This is a genomic window from Streptomyces sp. NPDC058221, assembly GCF_042882365.1.
Taxonomy (GTDB): domain Bacteria; phylum Actinomycetota; class Actinomycetes; order Streptomycetales; family Streptomycetaceae; genus Streptomyces.
Genome location: NZ_JBHVWF010000090.1, coordinates 17,015 through 33,877 on the forward strand (window position 1 = coordinate 17,015; position 16,863 = coordinate 33,877).

Here is a 16,863-nt window from a genome sequence, read left to right on the forward strand (position 1 = left end):
CTTCGGTTGCTGTCCTTGTCGGCAACGGCCGCACCGTGCGGCGCGGCGGTTGCCCGGGTTTCTCGAACTGGCGATGTCTGGAAGGTAGGGGGAGCCGCCAGGCCGCCGCTTCGTCGGGGGCGACAACGCGGGACGCCACGCTCATCGGGGACAACGAACGGGGGAGAAGGGGCGCGGCTCACTTCTCCGCCCCTGAGTGGATCCGCCCTTGTGTACGGGCATGTCCGGACTTCGCGGCGGGCGGTCAGCTCTCGCTCAGGAGCGTGTCCCGGAGAAGGCCGACCAGGTCACCGGGGTCGGCCCGGCCCAGTTCGTCGAAGGCGCCCGAGTGCCGGCCCAGCAGGATCCCCGTCACGGCCGCCACCATCAGCTCGGCGCGCAGCGCCGGCCGGTCCGCCCCTTCGCGCACGAAGCGTTCGCGCAGGGGCTCGACGAGCCGCGCGTGCAACGCCGCACGTGCGGCGTCCTGCGCCGCCGGTTCGCTCAGCTGCTGCACCGCGACCTGGAGCAGCGGGACGGGGCCCCGCCGGTCGGCCCGGTCGAAGGCCTCGTGCAGCCGCTGCTCGTCAAAGAGGTCGGCCGGCGTCATGTCGCCCTGTTCGGCGGCCAGCGCAGCGATGTAGAGCAGGGTCTTGCTGCCGAAGTAGCGTGCGATCAGTGCCGGGTCCACCCCGGCACGTTCACCGATGTCACGGGTGGTGGTGCGGTCGAAACCCCGTTCGGCGAACAGGTCGCTCGCGGCCGCGAGCAGAAGCTCGCGGCTGCGGCCCGCGTCGCGGCGGCGCCCCTGCGTCCCGCCGCTCACTGCTCCGCACCGGTGGGCCGGATGGGGCCGGCGGATTCGGGGGCCGTGCCGCTGTCGGCCGCGACCGGGAGGTTCCCGCCCCGGACCGTCGCCGTGTCGCGGTGCGCGCCCGAGCGCGTCAGAAGGTATGCCACGACGGCGGTGGCGGCCCAGACCGCACAGCCGGTCAGTCCGGCCGTACGGTAACCGCTCTCGGGCGGAAGACCGTGGCCGGGTTCGGTGGCGGCCTGGAGGATCACGGCGCTCAGGGCGCTGCCGGTCGAGTAGCCCATGTACTTCACGACCTGATTGAAACTCATGGCGCTCCCCGTTTCGTGCGCGGGGACGCTTGCGACCACGATCCCCGGCGTGACCGCGAAGTTGACGCCGACACCGAGTCCGGCCAGGGCCATCGTCACGAACACCTCCCACAGGCTGCCGTGGGCGAACACGAAGGTCAGCAGGGCCGCAAGGGAGAGGAGACAGCTCACGGGCAGCAGGCGGACCGGCGGCTGGTTCCGGACCAGGATCCGCACCACGCGGCCGGCGACCAGACTGCCCACGGAGAACGGCACCAGGATCAAGCCGGTGACAATCACGGAGGATCCGAAACCGTACCCGGCGCTCGACGGCGTCTGCACGTACCGGGTCACGAGAGAGATCAGCAGATACATGCCGACGCCGCCCATCACGGTCGTGAGATGCGCGGCGAATACCGTGCGGTCACGGATCAGACGCAGGTCCACCAGGGGATGGGCGGTGCGCAGTTCCTGCAGCACCCAGCCGGCCAGCAGAAGCAGCGAGACGGCGCCGAGTACGAGCAGCGGGGGCGAGCCCCAGCCCCAGCGTTCCCCCTGGGTCAGGGTGAACAGGAGCCCGCTCATGCCGAGCGCGAGAAGCAACGTCCCCGGTACGTCCATCGGGCGTGCCGGACGCGTCGGAGGCCGGGGGAGCACGACGGCCGCGGCGATGAGAGCCAGGGTGGTGGCGATCACGGCGAACCAGAATCCGGCGTACATGCCGAGGCTCTCGGCGAGCAGTCCGGTGAGCGGGTAGCCGATTCCCACGCCGGCCGCCGTCGTGAGTGAGAGCGTCGACAACGCCGACCGGGCCCGCTCGGGCGGCACGGAGTCCCGCGCGGTGGCGATGGCCAGCGGAACGAGGCCCATGCCCACGCCCTGGAGCGCCCGGCCCACGATGAGGCAGGAGAAGCCGAGCGGCAGCGCCGCCAGCAGGCTCCCGACGAGCACCACGGCAAGACCGGTCAGGACCACCTTTCTGCGGTGGGGGCCGTCCCCCAGACGCCCCATGGCCGGAGTGGCGACGGCCCCGACCAGCATCGTGACGGTGAGGGACCACTGTGCGTCGGTCACCGAGACGTGGTCCACAGCGGCGATGGTCGGGATCAGCGGGGCGCCGAGGCTGCTGATGACCGCGACCAGCATGCCGAGCGACACCAGTACCGGGACCAGTGCCCGCTGCTGCCACGGGGAGGGGGCGGGGCCGGATATCGGATGCACGGGGCGGACCGTTCCTGTCGTCGAGCTTCATCATCAAGCGATGTCATCAGGTGATGACGAACAGTGTCGCACGTCTGGGGTCCGAAGAGTCCTGGGGGTCGTTCCGTCGCTGCCACGCCGACGGGTGGGGCGGACGCGGCCGGAGGTCGCCCCGGGAGACGTGGGCGGGCTTCGGGCCGACATTGGCGACGAGCCCTCTGTCGTGACCATTGCCGACGACGCCTCGCCTCGCTATGTTAATCGAAAATCACATCTGTGCGACATGAGTGACGGCGTGTCAGTCGCACAACTGGCAAGTGCGCAAAGGAACCCGGAACCGGCTGGCTCATCAGGGAAGCAGGAAAGTCAATGGAAAATCTCAGCAGGCGGAAGGCTCTGTCCCTCGGCGTCGCCCTCGGCCTCGTAGGCGTGGCGGGCCCCGCCCAGGCGTGGGCGTCGACGGGCTCGGCGAAGGGAGCTGCCGCGGCGACCGGTGCGGAGGGGGTCTGGGACGCCGTGGCGGACCCTCTGATGGTTTCGATGCTTGAGAACGGCCACGTTCCCGCGATCAACGCCGGGTGGGAGTCGTGGGTGAACAACGGCGATCAGCTGCCCAGCGGTGTTCCGGCCGAGTTCTCCACGTACCTGGGGCAGGTCAACAAGCTGCCCTCCTGGGCCGACCCCGTCAAGCTGACCCGCGCCGCCGACTTCAACCGGCGCAGGGATCTGTACCTCTTCATGCTGTACGGCCTCGGCAGCGGAATCATGAGCACCGTGATCCCCCGTGAGGCCAAGAGCGTCTACTGGGCCGCGGGCGGCTCCAACATGCAGGACCGCGCGGCCAAGACGTTCACGTTCGGCTACGACCTGTCCCAGCTGAAGGCGTTCGAGCCGGAGGGGCAGTTCATCGTCACGGCCAACAAGACGCGTGTGGTGCACGCCGCGGTGCGTCACCTGCTGCCGCAGTCGCCGCACTGGACGGCGGTCTCCGACGAGAAGATCCCGATCAGCATCGCCGACATCCTGGTCACCTTCCACAGCCTGGGCACCTACGTACACAGGAAGCTGCTCGAATGGAAGATCTCGTTCCCGGCCGCGGACCAGGAGGCGTTCCTGCACTCGTGGCAGGTCGCCATTCACCTGCTCGGTGTGCCGGACGAGTACATTCCGCAGACCTGGGCGGAGGCGGACGCGCAGTCGGCGCAGGTCCTCACCCCGATCCTCACCCCGACGACCGAGGGCATCGCGCTGGCCGAGGAACTGCTCGGCCTGACCGCCCAGGTCGACCTCGGCGTCACGCGCGGGTTCCTGAACGAGTTCGTCCGCTACGTCCTCAGCGACGAGGTCGGCGACTGGCTGGGGCTGAAGCGCGACTACGTGGCCGCGGCCGCCGTCCGCGTCGCATGGCCGGCGTACATCGCGTTCCGTGAGGGTCTGTCGCCCGTCATGCCGGGCACCTTCTACGCGGTCGACCAGATGGTGCGCGCCCTGGGCATGCTCTTCCTCAACAAGGGCGACTCCGGGACCACCACGCCCATCACGATCCCCACCGGGAACAGGACGGACTGAGCCGCACAGCAGGTCCCACCGGTGCTCGCCCCCTCGGAAGCCGTGCCGGGGGGCGGGTGGCGCCGTGGCGTCGCGCGAGGTGTGTGACGACGTGGCGCCTCATCGCGTGCCCGGTCGCGATGTCCGTTCAGAGGCCCAGAGCGCCCACGACCAGGGCGGTCACGGCCTCACGGTGGCGAGGGCTGTCCTGCCACCGCAGCCTGCGTCCGGCCTCGACCACCACGCCGAACCCCGCGTGCACCAGCACCCGGGCCTGGCGTGGGTCCAACTCGGGGCGAGCGAGGCGCAGTTGATGCTCCCAGACGGCGATGTGTTCCCGCTGTGCAAGCACCAGGGGCCGCCGCAGACCGGCCGGCAGACCGGCGAGCTCGGCCTCGGCCACGCTGTTGAGCTCGGTGTGCTCGAAGCTGTAGGCCACGTACGTCGCTGCCAGCGCCACGATGGCGTCGTGCGGGCCGTCCACCTCCCGCAGACCGTGTTCCACGCCCTGGGCCAGCAGCGCCGCGGCCTGGAGGCACGCAGCCGCCAGGATGTCGATCTTGCCGGGGTAGTGGCGGTAGAGCGCGGACGGGGCCAGCCCCACGGCCTCCGCGATCTGGCCGTTGGTGACGCTGGCGAATCCGTCCCTGGCGAACAGCGGAACGGAGGCCGCGAGGATCTCCGCGCGCCGTGTGCGCGGCACCGGCTGGGCGGGCAACTCGACGGGACGGGCGCTCGCCGGGCCGGCCGCCGGGTCGCTCGCGACCACGCCCATCGCGGACGCCAGCAGCAGTTCCTCCGCGCGGCGTTGGGCGATCGAGGTGTGGTGCATCGTGATGGAGGCGATCGCACCGAGGGCCGCCACGGCACGCAGGCGCTCGTCCGCAAGGGGGTGTTCGCGCTGTACCGCCGCGTCGACCCGCCCGACGAGGCGGCCGAACTTCACCGCAAGACGCCGGCGGTCCCCGCTGCTGAGGTATCGGGCCTCCCACCGGTACACGCCGCCCGACGCACGGTGCGCGACGGTGATGCGGGTGATCTCCGTGAGTACATCCGGCAAGGCTGCCCCGGGCGGCACCTCGTCCACCGCGGTGACCAGGCCGTCCACCATGACGTCGGCGCACTCGGCGAACAGTGCGTACTTGTTCGGGAAGTGCCGGTACAGGGCAGCTGCGGTGATGCCCACACCGGCGGCCACTTCCTCCATGGACGCCGTGTGGTAGCCGCGCTCACTGAAGACCCGCCCGGCCGCCTCGAGGATGAGCTGTCGGCGGTTGCGGGGCCGGGTTGCCACGGCCCGGTCGGCAGGAGTGGCCGAACGGGCGGATCGGGAGGCGGGGGCCATACGGATCAGTCAATCACACGCCGTCAGGAGCCCGGGCTCCCTCGGTGAGGACCGCTCGGAAAGTGACTTACGGATCACTTGTCGGTGTCAGGGCGCGGGCCCGCCGTCCGGATCCGGTGCGGGACCGGCCGCTCAGGCGAAGGTGAGGACGGGCTTGACCACGCTGCCGTCCCGCATGGCGGCCACCGCCGCGCCGATCTCCTCGAACGGGAAGGTGGTGACCAGCCGGTCGATCGGGAAGAGGCCACGCCGGTGCAGGCCGATCAGTTCGGGGATGAAGCGGCCGGGGTCGGAGTCGCCCTCGAGCACCCCGTGGACGCGGACCCCCTTGGCGAGGAGGCCCATCACGTCGAACGTCACCTCACCGCCCATGCCGAGGAGGGCGAGTTCACCCCGTGGGCGCAGCGCACCCACGGCCCGGCGGGCCATCTCCGGTCGGCCGGTGGTCTCGACGACGTAGTGTGCGCCGCCTCCGGTGAGGTCGCGCAGCGCCGCCGCCGGACCGTCCCCGGGGGCCAGTGCTGTCTTGGCGCCGAGTTCCGTGGCCAGGGAGCGGCGGGAGGCGACAGGGTCGACGGCCACCACCGGGTCGCATCCCACGGCCACCGCGGCCATCAGCGCGCTCAGACCGACCCCGCCCGCCCCCAGGACGACCAGCGAGGAACCCGGTTCGGGGCGCAGCCGGTTGAGTACCGTGCCGGCGCCCGTCTGGCCGCCGCAGCCCAGCGGCGCCGCGACCGCGGCCGGCAGGTCGGAGGGCACCTTGACCACGCCGCGTTCGTGGACCACGGCGTGCGTGGCGAAGCTGGACTGACCGAAGAAGCCGGCGCGCAGCGGTGCGCCGTCGAGAGAGAGCGGGGTGGTGCCGTCGTCGCGGCCACCGGAGAAGTTCAGGGCCTGCGCCGCGCGGCAGTAGGCCGGGTGGTCCGCCGCGCACTGCGCGCAGGCGCCGCAGCTGGCGAAGGTGAGGCAGACGTGGTCCCCCGGCGCGATGCCGGTCACCTCCGTGCCCACCGCCTCGACCCGGCCGGCGCCCTCGTGGCCGAAGACCATCGGGGTGAGGTGCCGGGGCCAGGTGTCCCGCATCCCCAGGTCGGTGTGGCAGATCCCGGCCGCGGTCATCCTCACCAGCACCTCGCGCGGCCGCGGATCCTCGAGATCCGCGGCCCGCACGGTGAACGGCACGCCAGGCGCCTCGGTGACCGCGGCGCGGACGCGCCTCACGAACCCTCTCCGGCACGCGGGCCGCGCTGCGGGGTCCCGGTGACGCGCTCCAGGAAGAAGTAGTAGAAGGGGCCATCGGCGGGGACTCCCTTGGCGTTCATGATCCCCATCAGCGTGGTGTCGTCCACCTGCTTGAAGTGGTCGAAGACCGGCCGGCCGTCGTAGACCATGGTGGCCGTCGGCTCTCCGCGGAACTCGACGGTCCACAGGCTGGCCTCACCCTGGCCGAGCTCGAGGTTGGAGTACAGCTCGCCCTCCGCGTTCCAGCACATCAACGGCTTGGCGTCGTGCAAGGAGTCGAACCTCTTGCCGTACCAGTTGGCCTTCGGCAGCATGCCGACGAGGGGGTGGCCGGTGCTGAACTCTCCGCCCTTCCACTCACCGAGTATCTCCTCGGGGCGAACGGTGGCCAACAGTGCCCAGATCTCGTCGAGGTCAGCGGCGGCGACCGGGCCGTCCGCGCTCCGGAGCTCCTGGAACCGGGCGCGGGCCTCGAGCACGTTCATAGGGGTGTCCTCTCGTCGTTGCTGAACCACGGAGTGAAACGCAGGGTGTTGCAGGTGAGGGCGCGGGGCCCCGTCGGCCTACCGGGGGGCGGGTGGAGCGGAACCCCGGGCCGCGGAGACCTGTGCGAGTGAGGAGCGCCGAGCGAACGGGAACGCAAGGTCGCCGGTGACCGCGCCGGGGTGGCCCACGGCGCCGAGGCACAGCAGCACATGGCGTTCGGCGACCTCCTCGGCGGTGAGCGGACCGTCCTCGCGGAACCAGTTGGCGACCCCCTGGCACATGATGAGGACCGAACGTGTCGCGTCGGCCGGAATCGGCGTGGTGAACACGCCCCCGGCGCGGCCCGCCTCGACCGTGTCCAGGAGCATGTGCTCGAGATAGTCCCGCAGGGCTATGTAGCGGGCCCGGTTCTGTGGCTCCAGACTCCGGATCTCGGTGTCCAGGAAGGCCAGTTGTCTGCGATGGGCCATATAGAGCACGATCGATTCGACCATGCCGCAGAGCCGCGCCAGCGGATCGTCCCCGGCTTCCCCGGCCGCGGCCCGGCAGCGGTCCAGGACGTCCTTGACGGACGTCTCCAACAACGTGGCCAGCAGAGCCTGTTTGTTCTCGTAGTGGTAGTACAGCGCGGGCACGGTGACGCCGACCCGGCCCGCGATGTCCCGTACCGAAGTGCCGTGGTAGCCATGCTCGTTGAAGGCCTTCATGGCGTGCTCCAGTATCGGGTGCAGGTCGAGCGGTCCGTAGGAGCGCCAGTGCTCCGCCGGGGGCGTGGTGTCTTGGCTCGGCTCGGTGCTCAACGACTCTCCTCGGGGCGGGCGACGAACGGCGACATCGTAAGGCCGTGAGTCCGAAAAAGCTCCCTCCGGATGCTTAGCGAGCGATCAGGGAATCCTGGCGATTCCCGTCCGGCCTGATCGTACTTCCCCGGACAAGATCCAGAAAAACATCTGCTGCACAGGCAGTTGACCGCTCATTGTCGCGCTCCTATCTTCTTAGCGAACGCTCAGTAAGGTCCCGGTTGTTCGGCGGCGAGACCCGCCGGGCACCGAGAGAGGAACCCATGAGCCATCAACCCCCTGCCCCTCCCCGCCGCGACGTCGCGGGCCCGCTGGACGGCGTGCGCGTGGTCGAACTGGCGGGGATAGGTCCCGGTCCGTTCGCCGCGATGCTGCTCGCCGACCTGGGCGCGGACGTGGTGCGCGTCGACCGCCCCGGCCCCTCGCCGCTCGGCGGCGATCCCGCCCATGAAGTGACCAACCGCAACAAGCGTTCCGTCCTGGTCGACCTCAAGTCACCCGAGGGGCCGGATACCGTCCGGGCGCTGGCGGCACGGGCCGAGATCCTGGTGGAGGGATACCGGCCGGGTGTCGCGGAGCGGCTCGGCGTCGGCCCCGAGGAGTGCATGGCCGTCAACCCCGCTCTGGTGTACGGCCGGATGACCGGCTGGGGCCAACAAGGGCCTCTCGCGTCCTTGGCCGGACACGACATCGGCTACATCGCCACCGCCGGCGTCCTTTCGATGAGCGGCGCGCCGGACGGGCCGCCGGTCTTCCCCGCCAACCTGCTCGGCGACTACGCGGGCGGTTCCCTCTACCTCACCACCGGCGTACTCGCCGCACTGCTCACTGCCCGCCTCACCGGCCGCGGCCAGGTGGTGGACGCCGCGATCGTGGACGGCACCGCACACCTCACCACCATGTTCTGGGGCATGTTCGCCGAGGGCACCTGGCAGGACGCCCGAGGCCGCAACCTGCTCGACGGCGGCTGCCCGCACTACGGCGTCTACGAGACCGCCGACGGCGGCTGGATGGCGGTCGGCGCCCTGGAGCCGCAGTTCTACGCGGTATTCGTCTCCCTGCTGGGTGCGGACGCCGAGGACCTGCCGGATCGTGCCGACCCGGGCAATTGGCCCGCTCTGAGGGCCGTGTTCACCACCCGGTTCAAGGCCGCCACCCGCGAGGAGTGGACGGCGGTCTTCGAAGGCACCGACGCCTGCGTCGCGCCGGTGCTCTCGCTGCACGAGGCGGCCGGCCACCCGCACCTGACCGGACGTGGCACCTACACCGAGGCGCACGGCATCATCCAGCCCGCTCCCGCACCCCGGTTCTCCGACACCCCCGGCACCCTCCGGCTGCCTCCCGCCGCCCCCGGCGCGCACACCCCCGACGTGGCCCGCGACTGGGACGTGCCCGAACTCCTGAAGGACCACCGCTGATGCAGCTCTCCTCACCCCTGACATACGCCGGCGATCCGCGCGCCACCGCGGACCGGGCCGCTGCGCTGGAGTCCGCCGGCCTCGACGCCCTCTGGGTGGCCGAGGCCTACGGCTTCGACTCCCCGACGATCATGGGGTACCTCGCCGCGAGGACCGAGCGGATGCGGATCGGCTCGGCCATCCTCAACGTCTACTCGCGCACCCCCGCGCTGATCGCCCAGACCGCGGCGGGACTCGACGCCCTCAGCGGCGGCCGCGCCATCCTCGGCATCGGCGCCTCCGGACCCCAGGTGGTCGAGGGCTGGCACGGCCGCCGTTACGACCGGCCGCTGGGCCGCGCCCGTGAGGTGATCGAGCTGTCCCGGCGGATCTGGCGGCGCGAGGTGATCGAGCACCACGGCATCACCGACATGCCGCTGCCGCCCGAGAAGGGCGGCACCCTCGGCAAGCCGCTGAAGCTGCTGAACCACCCGGTCCGCGGCACCATCCCGGTCTACCTCGCAGCGCTGGGCCCGGCCAATGTCCGGATGGCATCCGAGATCGCCGACGGATGGCTGCCGTTCCTCTACGTCCCCGAGTATGCCGCCAAGGTCTGGGGCGGGCCCCTGGCCGAAGGCGCCGCCAAGCGTGACCCCGCGCTCGGCCCGCTCTCGGTCGTGGCCGGCGGTCTGCTGGCCATCGGCGACGACGCCGAGGCCGTCCGTGACCTGATGCGCCCCGCCGTCGCCCTCTACGTCGGCGGCATGGGCGCGCCCGGCCGCAACTTCTACCACGACCTGGTCTGCTCCTACGGATACGAGTCCGCCGCGGCGGCCATCCAGGAGCACTTCCTCGCGGGCCGCAAGAAGGAGGCGGAGGCCGCGGTTCCGGACGAGCTGCTGGAGCAACTCTGCCTGGCCGGCCCCGAGGGCTACGTCCGCGACCGCGTCGAGGTCTTCCGTGAGGCGGGCGTGACCATGCTCAACGTCACCCCCGTCGGTCCCGATCCCGCCCGGCTGATCGAGCAAGTGAGGAACTGGCTGTGACACTGCGACGCGACCTCTTCGGCCCCGACCATTCGGCCTTCCGCGAGACGGCGCGGACCTTCCTGGACAAGGAGGTGGCCCCGCACCACGACCGTTGGGAGAAGGACGGCGTCGTCGACCGCGAGGTGTGGCGCTCGGCGGGCCGCCAGGGCCTGCTGGGCATGGCCGTCGGTGAGGAGTACGGCGGCGGCGGGACCGCCGACTTCCGGTACAGCGCCGTACTCATCGAGGAGTTCGCCCGCGTCGGCGCCTCCGGACTGGCTCTGAGTCTGCACAACGACATCGTCGGCCCGTACCTGACCCGGCTCGCCGACGAGAAGCAGAAGCGCCGCTGGCTGCCCGGTTTCGTCTCGGGTGACATCGTCACCGCCATCGCCATGACGGAACCCGGCGCCGGCTCAGACCTGCAGGGCATTCGTGCCACCGCCACCGACCAGGGGGACCACTACCTGCTCAACGGCACGAAGACCTTCATCTCCAACGGAATCCTCGCCGATCTCGTCGTCGTGGTCGCCTGCACCACGCCCGAGGGCGGAAGCGGTGGGCTGAGCCTGCTCGTCGTCGAACGCGGCATGGAGGGCTTCGAACGCGGACGCAACCTCGACAAGATCGGCCAGAAGGCCCAGGACACCGCAGAGTTGTCGTTTACCGATGTGCGCGTCCCCAAGGAGAACCTGCTGGGGGCGGAGAACGAGGCCTTCACCTACCTGATGGGCAACCTCGCACAGGAGCGGCTGGCCATCGCGGTCGGTGCCGCCGCCGCGGCCGAGGAGATCCTCGACGTCACCACGCGGTACGTGAAGGAGCGCGAGGCCTTCGGGAAGCCGCTGGCCAGGCTCCAGCACATCCGCTTCGAGATCGCCGAGATGGCCACCGAGGCCGCGGTCACCCGCACCTTCCTGGACCGCTGCGTCACCGAGCACAGCGAGGGCAGGCTCGACGCCGTGCACGCCTCGATGGCCAAGTGGTGGGCCACCGAACTGCAGAAGCGGATCGTCGACCGCTGCCTGCAACTCCACGGCGGATACGGCTACATGAGCGAGTTCAAGGTGGCGCGGGCATTCCTCGACAGCCGTATCCAGACGATCTACGGCGGAACCACCGAGATCATGAAGGAGATCATCGGCCGCTCCCTGCTCGGTTGAGCGTCGTCCACTCCTCGCGGCAACGCCCCTGTTGCGTTCGCAGCATTCTCCGACCCGGCACGGAAGGCACTCAAGGTGAGCACCGAAGCGTACGTGTACGACGCGATCCGCACCCCGCGCGGTCGCGGCAAGGCCAACGGGGCCCTGCACGGCACCAAGCCGATCGACCTGGTCGTCGGCCTGGTCCACGAGACCCTCCGTCGCTTCCCGGACCTCGACCCGGCGGCCGTCGACGACATCGTGCTCGGTGTGGTCGGCCCGGTGGGTGACCAGGGCGCGGACATCGCCCGCACCGCCGCCATCCTCGCGGGCCTGCCCGACACGGTGGCCGGCGTGCAGGAGAACCGCTTCTGTGCCTCCGGGCTGGAAGCCGTCAACATGGCTGCGATGAAGGTGCGTTCGGGCTGGGAGGACCTTGTGCTTGCGGGCGGGGTGGAGTCCATGTCACGTGTCCCGATGGGCAGTGACGGCGGTGCCTGGGCACTGGACCCGCGGACCAACCACGACACCGGCTTCGTCCCGCAGGGCATCGGCGCCGACCTGATCGCCACCCTGGAAGGCTTCTCCCGGCACGACGTGGACTCCTTCGCCGCGCTCTCCCAGGAGCGGGCCGCCGCCGCCTGGAAGGACGGGCGCTTCGACCGCTCCGTCGTGCCCGTACGGGACCGCAACGGGCTGCTGGTCCTCGACCGGGACGAGCACATCAGGCCCGGTACCACCGCCGAGAGCCTGGCGGGGCTCAAGCCCTCCTTCGCCGCGCCCGGCGAGATGGGCGGCTTCGACGCGGTGGCGCTGCAGAAGTACCACTGGGTGGAGAGGATCGACCACGTTCACCACGCGGGCAACTCTTCCGGCATCGTCGACGGAGCCGCCCTGGTCGCCATCGGCAGCAGGGATGCCGGCGAGCGCCACGGCTTGACCCCGCGTGCCCGGATCGTCTCCGCCGCCGTGTCCGGCGCGGACCCCACCATCATGCTGACGGGCCCCGCGCCCGCCTCCCGCAAGGCGCTCGCCAAGGCCGGGCTGACCGTCGAGGACATCGACCTCGTCGAGATCAACGAGGCCTTCGCCGCTGTCGTCCTGCGCTACGTCAAGGACATGGGGCTGAGCCTGGACCGGGTCAACGTGAACGGCGGCGCCATCGCGCTCGGCCACCCCCTCGGCGCCACCGGCGCGATGATCCTGGGCACCCTCATCGACGAGCTGGAGCGCCAGGACAAGCGTTACGGTCTGGCCACCCTCTGCGTGGGCGGCGGCATGGGCATCGCCACCGTCATCGAGCGTCTCTGACCGTCCCCCTTCCTACGGAGAACACAGACATGACCGAGAGCACGACCATCCGCTGGGAACAGGACGGGACCGGCGTCGTCACCCTCGTACTCGACGACCCCGACCAGTCCGCGAACACCATGAACGCCGCGTTCATCGACTCGCTGGACGCCGTCGCGGCGCGACTGACGGAACATCGCGACGATATTCGGGGCGTCATCGTCGCCTCCGCCAAGAAGAGCTTCTTCGCGGGCGGCGACCTGCGGGACCTGATCTCCGTCACTCCCGAGACAGCCGGGGCCTCCTTCGAGGCCGGGATGCGCGTCAAGCGTTCGCTGCGGGTTCTGGAGACGCTGGGCAAGCCGGTCGTGGCCACCATCAACGGCGCGGCCCTGGGCGGCGGTTACGAGATCGCGCTGGCCTGTCACCACCGAGTGGTGCTGGACAGCCCGGCCGCCCGCGTCGGACTTCCCGAAGTCACCCTGGGCCTGCTGCCCGGTGGCGGGGGAGTGACCCGCACGGTCCGCATGTTCGGTGTGGCGGCCGCCCTGCAGAAGGTCCTCCTGGAGGGCGCCCAGTATGGACCCGCTCGCGCCCTGGAGGCCGGTCTGGTCGACGAGATCGCCGCCCGGCCTGATGAACTCCACTCCAGGGCACGGGCGTTCATCGACGCCAACCCGCAGTGCGTGCAGCCCTGGGATGCTCCCGGGTACCGCATCCCCGGCGGTACCCCCGCGACCCCGGAGCTCGCCGCGCAGCTTCCCGCCTTTCCCGCGCTGCTGAAGAAGAAGACCGGGGGCGCACCCAGCCCGGCGCCGCGCAACATCATCGCGGCGGCCGTGGAGAGTGCCCAGGTCGACGTGGACACGGCCTTCGTGGTGGAAGCCGGGTACCTGACGGAACTGGTCACCGGGCAGGTCACCAAGAACATGATCCAGGCGTTCTTCTTCGACCTCCAGACGGTCAACTCCGGTGCCGGCCGCCCAAAGGGAGTCGAGCCGCGCAAGGTGACCAGGGTGGCTGTGCTCGGCGGGGGCATGATGGGCGCGGGTGTCGCCTACTCCTGCGCCAGGGCGGGCATCGACGTCGTGCTGAAGGACGTCTCCTTGGAGGCGGCGGCGAAGGGCAGGGCCTACTCCGAAAAGCTGTGCGCCAAGGCTGTCTCGCGCGGCGACTCGACGCAGGAGAATGCGGACGCACTGCTGGCCCGTATCACTCCGGCCGCAGACGTCCAGGACCTGGCCGGCTGCGATGCCGTGATCGAGGCCGTCTTCGAGGACACCGGCCTCAAGCACAAGGTGTTCCAGGAGATCCAGGCGGTGCTCGCCCCCGACGCCCTGCTGTGCTCCAACACCTCCACCCTGCCCATCACCGTCCTCGCCAAGGGGGTGGAGCGGCCGCAGGACTTCATCGGCCTGCACTTCTTCTCGCCGGTCGACAAGATGCCGCTGGTGGAGATCATCAAGGGTGAGGAGACGGCGGAGGCGACCCTGGCGCGCGCCTTCGATCTGGTGCGGCAGATCCGCAAGACCCCGATCGTGGTCAACGACTCGCGCGGCTTCTTCACCTCCCGCGTCATCGGCCACTTCATCGACGAGGGCGTCGCCATGGTCGGCGAGGGCATCACCCCGGCCTCCGTCGAGCAGGCCGCCGCCCAGGCCGGCTACCCGGCCAAGGTCCTCAGCCTGATGGACGAGCTCACCCTCACCCTCCCGCGCAGGATCCGCGAGGAGACCCGCCGTGCGGCCGAGGCGGCGGGCCGCACCTGGGAGCCGCACCCGGCGGACGCCGTGGTGGACCGGATGATCGACGCGTTCGGCCGCCCCGGACGCAGCGGCGGCGCCGGCTTCTACGAGTACGACGAGAACGGCAGGCGCACCCGCCTCTGGCCGGGACTGCGCGAACACTTCACGGATCCCTCGAAGCAGCCCGCCGACCTGACCGAGATGGCGGAGCGGATGCTCTTCGTCGAGGCGCTGGACTCGGTGCGATGCCTGGAGGAGGGCGTGCTGGTCTCGGTGGCCGACGCCAACATCGGTTCGCTCCTCGGTATCGGCTTCCCGCCGTGGACCGGCGGCGTGCTGCAGTACATCAACGGCTACGAGGGCGGCCTGCCCGGCTTCGCAGCCCGCGCGCGTGAGCTGGCCGGGAAGCACGGCGAGCGCTTCGCCCCGCCCGGACTGCTGCTGCGCAAGGCCGAGCAGGGCGAGACTTTCAGCGACTCCTGATCCCCTCCAGGGCCCCGCGGCGGCCCGTCCGCACCACCCCCCGCCGGCCGTGCCACGCGGCCCGGCCCGCGGGGGGCCTGCCGCACCTCCCGCCGCGCTCCGCCCGGCACGCCAGCCGGGGCGCCCCCCACCGCCCTGGCCTCCCCGGATGTTCCCGTCCACCCCGCATGGAGGCACCGATGACATCAGCGCCCCGCACCACCGGCGAGCTGCCCGACGACCCGGCCGACCGGACGCTGCCCCAGCTCCTGTCCCGCAACGCACGTGAGTACCCCGGGCTCCCCGGCCTCTCCTGGCTGTCGGCCGAGGCGGACGGCGCCTGGACGACTCTCACCTGGGCGGAGATCCACGAGCAGACCCGGAAACTCGCCGCCGGGTACCTGGCACTCGGTGTGGGCCGCGGCGATCGCGTACTCCTGCTGATGGCCAACCGGCCCGAGCACTGGCTGTCCGACCTGGCGCTGGTCCGCCTCGGTGCGGTCCCGGTCAGCGTCTACGGCACCGCGGCTCCCGAGCAGATCACCCACATCGCCCGCAACTGCCGAGCCCGCCTCGCCGTGGTGGAGGGGGCGGCCCAGGTGCCGGTGTGGGAGCCGCTGTTGTCCGACGCCGACACCCCGCTGGAGCGCCTGGTGGTGGCGGAGGCGGGCGCGGAGGGCAGCCACCTCCCGTACGCCGCCCTGCTCCGCGAGCCGGTGCCGGAGCAGTTCGCCGAGAAACTGGACGCCGCCCGCCCCGAGGACCCGCTGACCGTCGTCTACACATCCGGCACCAGCGGCGAGCCCAAGGGCGTCGTCCTGACCCATCGCCAGGTGATGTCCAATGCCCTGGCGCTGGACGCCGTGGTGGAGCTGCCCCCGCACGTCGAGCACATCTGTTACCTGCCCTTCGCCCACATCGCCGAACGGATGCTGGGCATCTACCTGCCCTGCCACCGGGCCTCGCACGTCTACCTCTGTGCCGACCCGACGGGCGTCGCCGCCGTCGTGCGCAAGGTGCGCCCGGCGCAGTTCTTCGGGGTGCCGAGGATCTGGGAGAAGCTGTCCGCCACGGTGCGGGGCATCCTCTCGCTGATGCCCGCCGAGCAACGGGCGGTCATCGACCAGGCCTTCGAGGTCGCCCGTGAGCATGTCGGGTACCGGGAACAGGACAAGACGCCGCCGGCCGAACTCGAAGAGCGGTACGCACGCGTCCGTGAGGAAGTGCTGCTGCCCATGCTGGCGGCGGGCGGTCTGGACCGGGTGACCTGGTCGGCCAGCGCTTCGGCGCCGATGTCGGTCGACGTCGTGAAGTTCTGGGCCGGCTTCGGCATCGTCATCATGGACGCCTGGGGGCTGACCGAGACCACGGGCGTCGCCACCAGCAACAGCCCACGGGGTGGTTTCCGGCTCGGCTCGGTGGGACGCCCGGTGGAGTCCGTGGAGGTCCGCATCGCCGAGGACGGCGAAATCCTGGTGAGGGGCTCGTCCGTCTTCTCGGGCTACCTCCAGCCGGACGGCTCGGTGCGGTCCGCCCTGGACGCCGAGGGCTGGCTGGCCACCGGCGACATCGGCCGGATGGACGAGGACGGCTATCTCTGGCTCACCGACCGGAAGAAGGAGATGATCATCACCTCCACCGGAAAGAACGTCTCGCCGGCGCTCGTGGAGAACGCGCTCAAGGAGCACCCGCTGATCGGCCAGGCCATGGTGCACGGCGACGAACGCTCCTACCTGGTCGCCCTGCTGGTGCTCGACGCGGAGGCCGCCCCCGTATGGGCCGCGGCCAACGGCGTCGAGGCGGAGGGAGGACCGGCCGGGCTGGCGGAACACCCCGCAGTGCGGGCCGAGGTGGACCGGGCGGTCGCCGCTGCCAACTCCCGGCTCAACCGCACGGAGCAGATCAAGCGGTACGAGCTGCTGGCCGAGGAGTGGGGCCCGGCGACCGGCGAGCTGACGCCGTCGCTGAAGATGCGGCGCCGGGTCATCCGCGACAAGTACGCCGACTCGCTGTCCGGGCTCTACCAGGACTGAGCCTGCCACCTCCCGAGCCGCGGACGCGGCAGGGCGGCCATCTTTCCCCAGCCGAGGAA

13 protein-coding genes are annotated in these 16,863 nt (G+C 70.9%); 7 read left to right on the forward strand and 6 right to left on the reverse strand.

Going from position 1 to position 16,863, the window contains the following annotated elements:
* Positions 1 to 244: 244 nt before the first annotated feature.
* Both ACFVW8_RS25470 and ACFVW8_RS25475 read right to left on the reverse strand, forming a co-directional pair.
* On the reverse strand, positions 245 to 805 hold the full coding sequence (locus tag ACFVW8_RS25470; RefSeq protein ID WP_389693788.1) for a helix-turn-helix domain-containing protein: 561 nt from the start codon (positions 803 to 805) through the stop codon (positions 245 to 247).
* Entirely contained in the window at positions 802 to 2,304 is a 1,503-nt protein-coding gene (locus ACFVW8_RS25475) for an MFS transporter (RefSeq protein WP_389693790.1), read from the reverse strand. The genes ACFVW8_RS25470 and ACFVW8_RS25475 overlap by 4 nt, the downstream gene beginning before the upstream one ends.
* Before the next feature lie 348 nt (positions 2,305 to 2,652).
* Between ACFVW8_RS25475 and ACFVW8_RS25480 the strand changes: the two genes are divergently transcribed.
* A complete protein-coding gene (locus ACFVW8_RS25480; RefSeq protein ID WP_389693792.1) occupies positions 2,653 to 3,852 on the forward strand; it encodes an oxygenase MpaB family protein in 1,200 nt (399 codons plus the stop codon).
* Positions 3,853 to 3,979: 127 nt separating this feature from the next.
* Here ACFVW8_RS25480 and ACFVW8_RS25485 read toward each other — a convergent pair whose 3' ends face one another.
* The 4 genes from ACFVW8_RS25485 to ACFVW8_RS25500 form a co-directional block, all read right to left on the reverse strand.
* Positions 3,980 to 5,176 carry a TetR/AcrR family transcriptional regulator gene (locus ACFVW8_RS25485; RefSeq protein ID WP_389693794.1) on the reverse strand — a complete coding sequence of 399 codons (1,197 nt, stop codon included), beginning with the start codon at positions 5,174 to 5,176 and terminating at the stop codon, positions 3,980 to 3,982.
* A gap of 132 nt (positions 5,177 to 5,308) precedes the next feature.
* Entirely contained in the window at positions 5,309 to 6,400 is a 1,092-nt protein-coding gene (locus ACFVW8_RS25490) for an NAD(P)-dependent alcohol dehydrogenase (RefSeq protein ID WP_389693796.1), read from the reverse strand.
* Positions 6,397 to 6,906 carry a DUF4334 domain-containing protein gene (locus ACFVW8_RS25495; protein ID WP_389693798.1) on the reverse strand — a complete coding sequence of 170 codons (510 nt, stop codon included), beginning with the start codon at positions 6,904 to 6,906 and terminating at the stop codon, positions 6,397 to 6,399. The genes ACFVW8_RS25490 and ACFVW8_RS25495 overlap by 4 nt, the downstream gene beginning before the upstream one ends.
* A gap of 78 nt (positions 6,907 to 6,984) precedes the next feature.
* Positions 6,985 to 7,707: a TetR/AcrR family transcriptional regulator gene (locus tag ACFVW8_RS25500; protein WP_389693800.1), complete on the reverse strand. Its 723-nt coding sequence runs from the start codon at positions 7,705 to 7,707 to the stop codon at positions 6,985 to 6,987.
* 263 nt (positions 7,708 to 7,970) lie between these two features.
* On the opposite strand from ACFVW8_RS25500, the gene ACFVW8_RS25505 reads away from it, so the two are divergent.
* The 6 genes from ACFVW8_RS25505 (at position 7,971) to ACFVW8_RS25530 (ending at position 16,804) form a co-directional block, all read left to right on the forward strand.
* Positions 7,971 to 9,125, forward strand: a complete 1,155-nt coding sequence (locus ACFVW8_RS25505) for a CaiB/BaiF CoA transferase family protein (protein WP_389693802.1) — start codon at positions 7,971 to 7,973, stop codon at positions 9,123 to 9,125.
* Complete coding sequence (locus ACFVW8_RS25510; RefSeq protein ID WP_389693804.1) at positions 9,125 to 10,150, forward strand: LLM class F420-dependent oxidoreductase; 1,026 nt, start codon at positions 9,125 to 9,127, stop codon at positions 10,148 to 10,150. The genes ACFVW8_RS25505 and ACFVW8_RS25510 overlap by 1 nt, the downstream gene beginning before the upstream one ends.
* Positions 10,147 to 11,295, forward strand: a complete 1,149-nt coding sequence (locus ACFVW8_RS25515; protein ID WP_389693806.1) for an acyl-CoA dehydrogenase family protein — start codon at positions 10,147 to 10,149, stop codon at positions 11,293 to 11,295. Before ACFVW8_RS25510 ends, ACFVW8_RS25515 begins: the two co-directional genes overlap by 4 nt.
* A 75-nt stretch (positions 11,296 to 11,370) precedes the next feature.
* Positions 11,371 to 12,585: an acetyl-CoA C-acetyltransferase gene (locus tag ACFVW8_RS25520; RefSeq protein ID WP_389693808.1), complete on the forward strand. Its 1,215-nt coding sequence runs from the start codon at positions 11,371 to 11,373 to the stop codon at positions 12,583 to 12,585.
* Between the two features lie 29 nt (positions 12,586 to 12,614).
* The gene (locus ACFVW8_RS25525) at positions 12,615 to 14,792 is read left to right on the forward strand and encodes a 3-hydroxyacyl-CoA dehydrogenase NAD-binding domain-containing protein (RefSeq protein WP_389693811.1); all 2,178 of its coding nucleotides are present in this window, start codon (positions 12,615 to 12,617) and stop codon (positions 14,790 to 14,792) included.
* Between the two features lie 179 nt (positions 14,793 to 14,971).
* Positions 14,972 to 16,804, forward strand: a complete 1,833-nt coding sequence (locus ACFVW8_RS25530) for an AMP-dependent synthetase/ligase (protein ID WP_389693813.1) — start codon at positions 14,972 to 14,974, stop codon at positions 16,802 to 16,804.
* The last annotated feature ends 59 nt before the right edge of the window (positions 16,805 to 16,863 follow it).

What these genes read in the sequence shown, in the direction of transcription:
- ACFVW8_RS25510 (WP_389693804.1), top strand. Translation starts at nt 9,125, where the DNA reads ATGCAGCTCTCCTCACCCCTGACATACGCCGGCGATCCGCGCGCCACC.
- ACFVW8_RS25530 (WP_389693813.1), top strand. Translation starts at nt 14,972, where the DNA reads ATGACATCAGCGCCCCGCACCACCGGCGAGCTGCCCGACGACCCGGCC.
- ACFVW8_RS25485 (WP_389693794.1), bottom strand. Translation starts at nt 5,176, where the DNA reads ATGGCCCCCGCCTCCCGATCCGCCCGTTCGGCCACTCCTGCCGACCGG.
- ACFVW8_RS25495 (WP_389693798.1), bottom strand. Translation starts at nt 6,906, where the DNA reads ATGAACGTGCTCGAGGCCCGCGCCCGGTTCCAGGAGCTCCGGAGCGCG.
- ACFVW8_RS25505 (WP_389693802.1), top strand. Translation starts at nt 7,971, where the DNA reads ATGAGCCATCAACCCCCTGCCCCTCCCCGCCGCGACGTCGCGGGCCCG.
- ACFVW8_RS25525 (WP_389693811.1), top strand. Translation starts at nt 12,615, where the DNA reads ATGACCGAGAGCACGACCATCCGCTGGGAACAGGACGGGACCGGCGTC.
- ACFVW8_RS25480 (WP_389693792.1), top strand. Translation starts at nt 2,653, where the DNA reads ATGGAAAATCTCAGCAGGCGGAAGGCTCTGTCCCTCGGCGTCGCCCTC.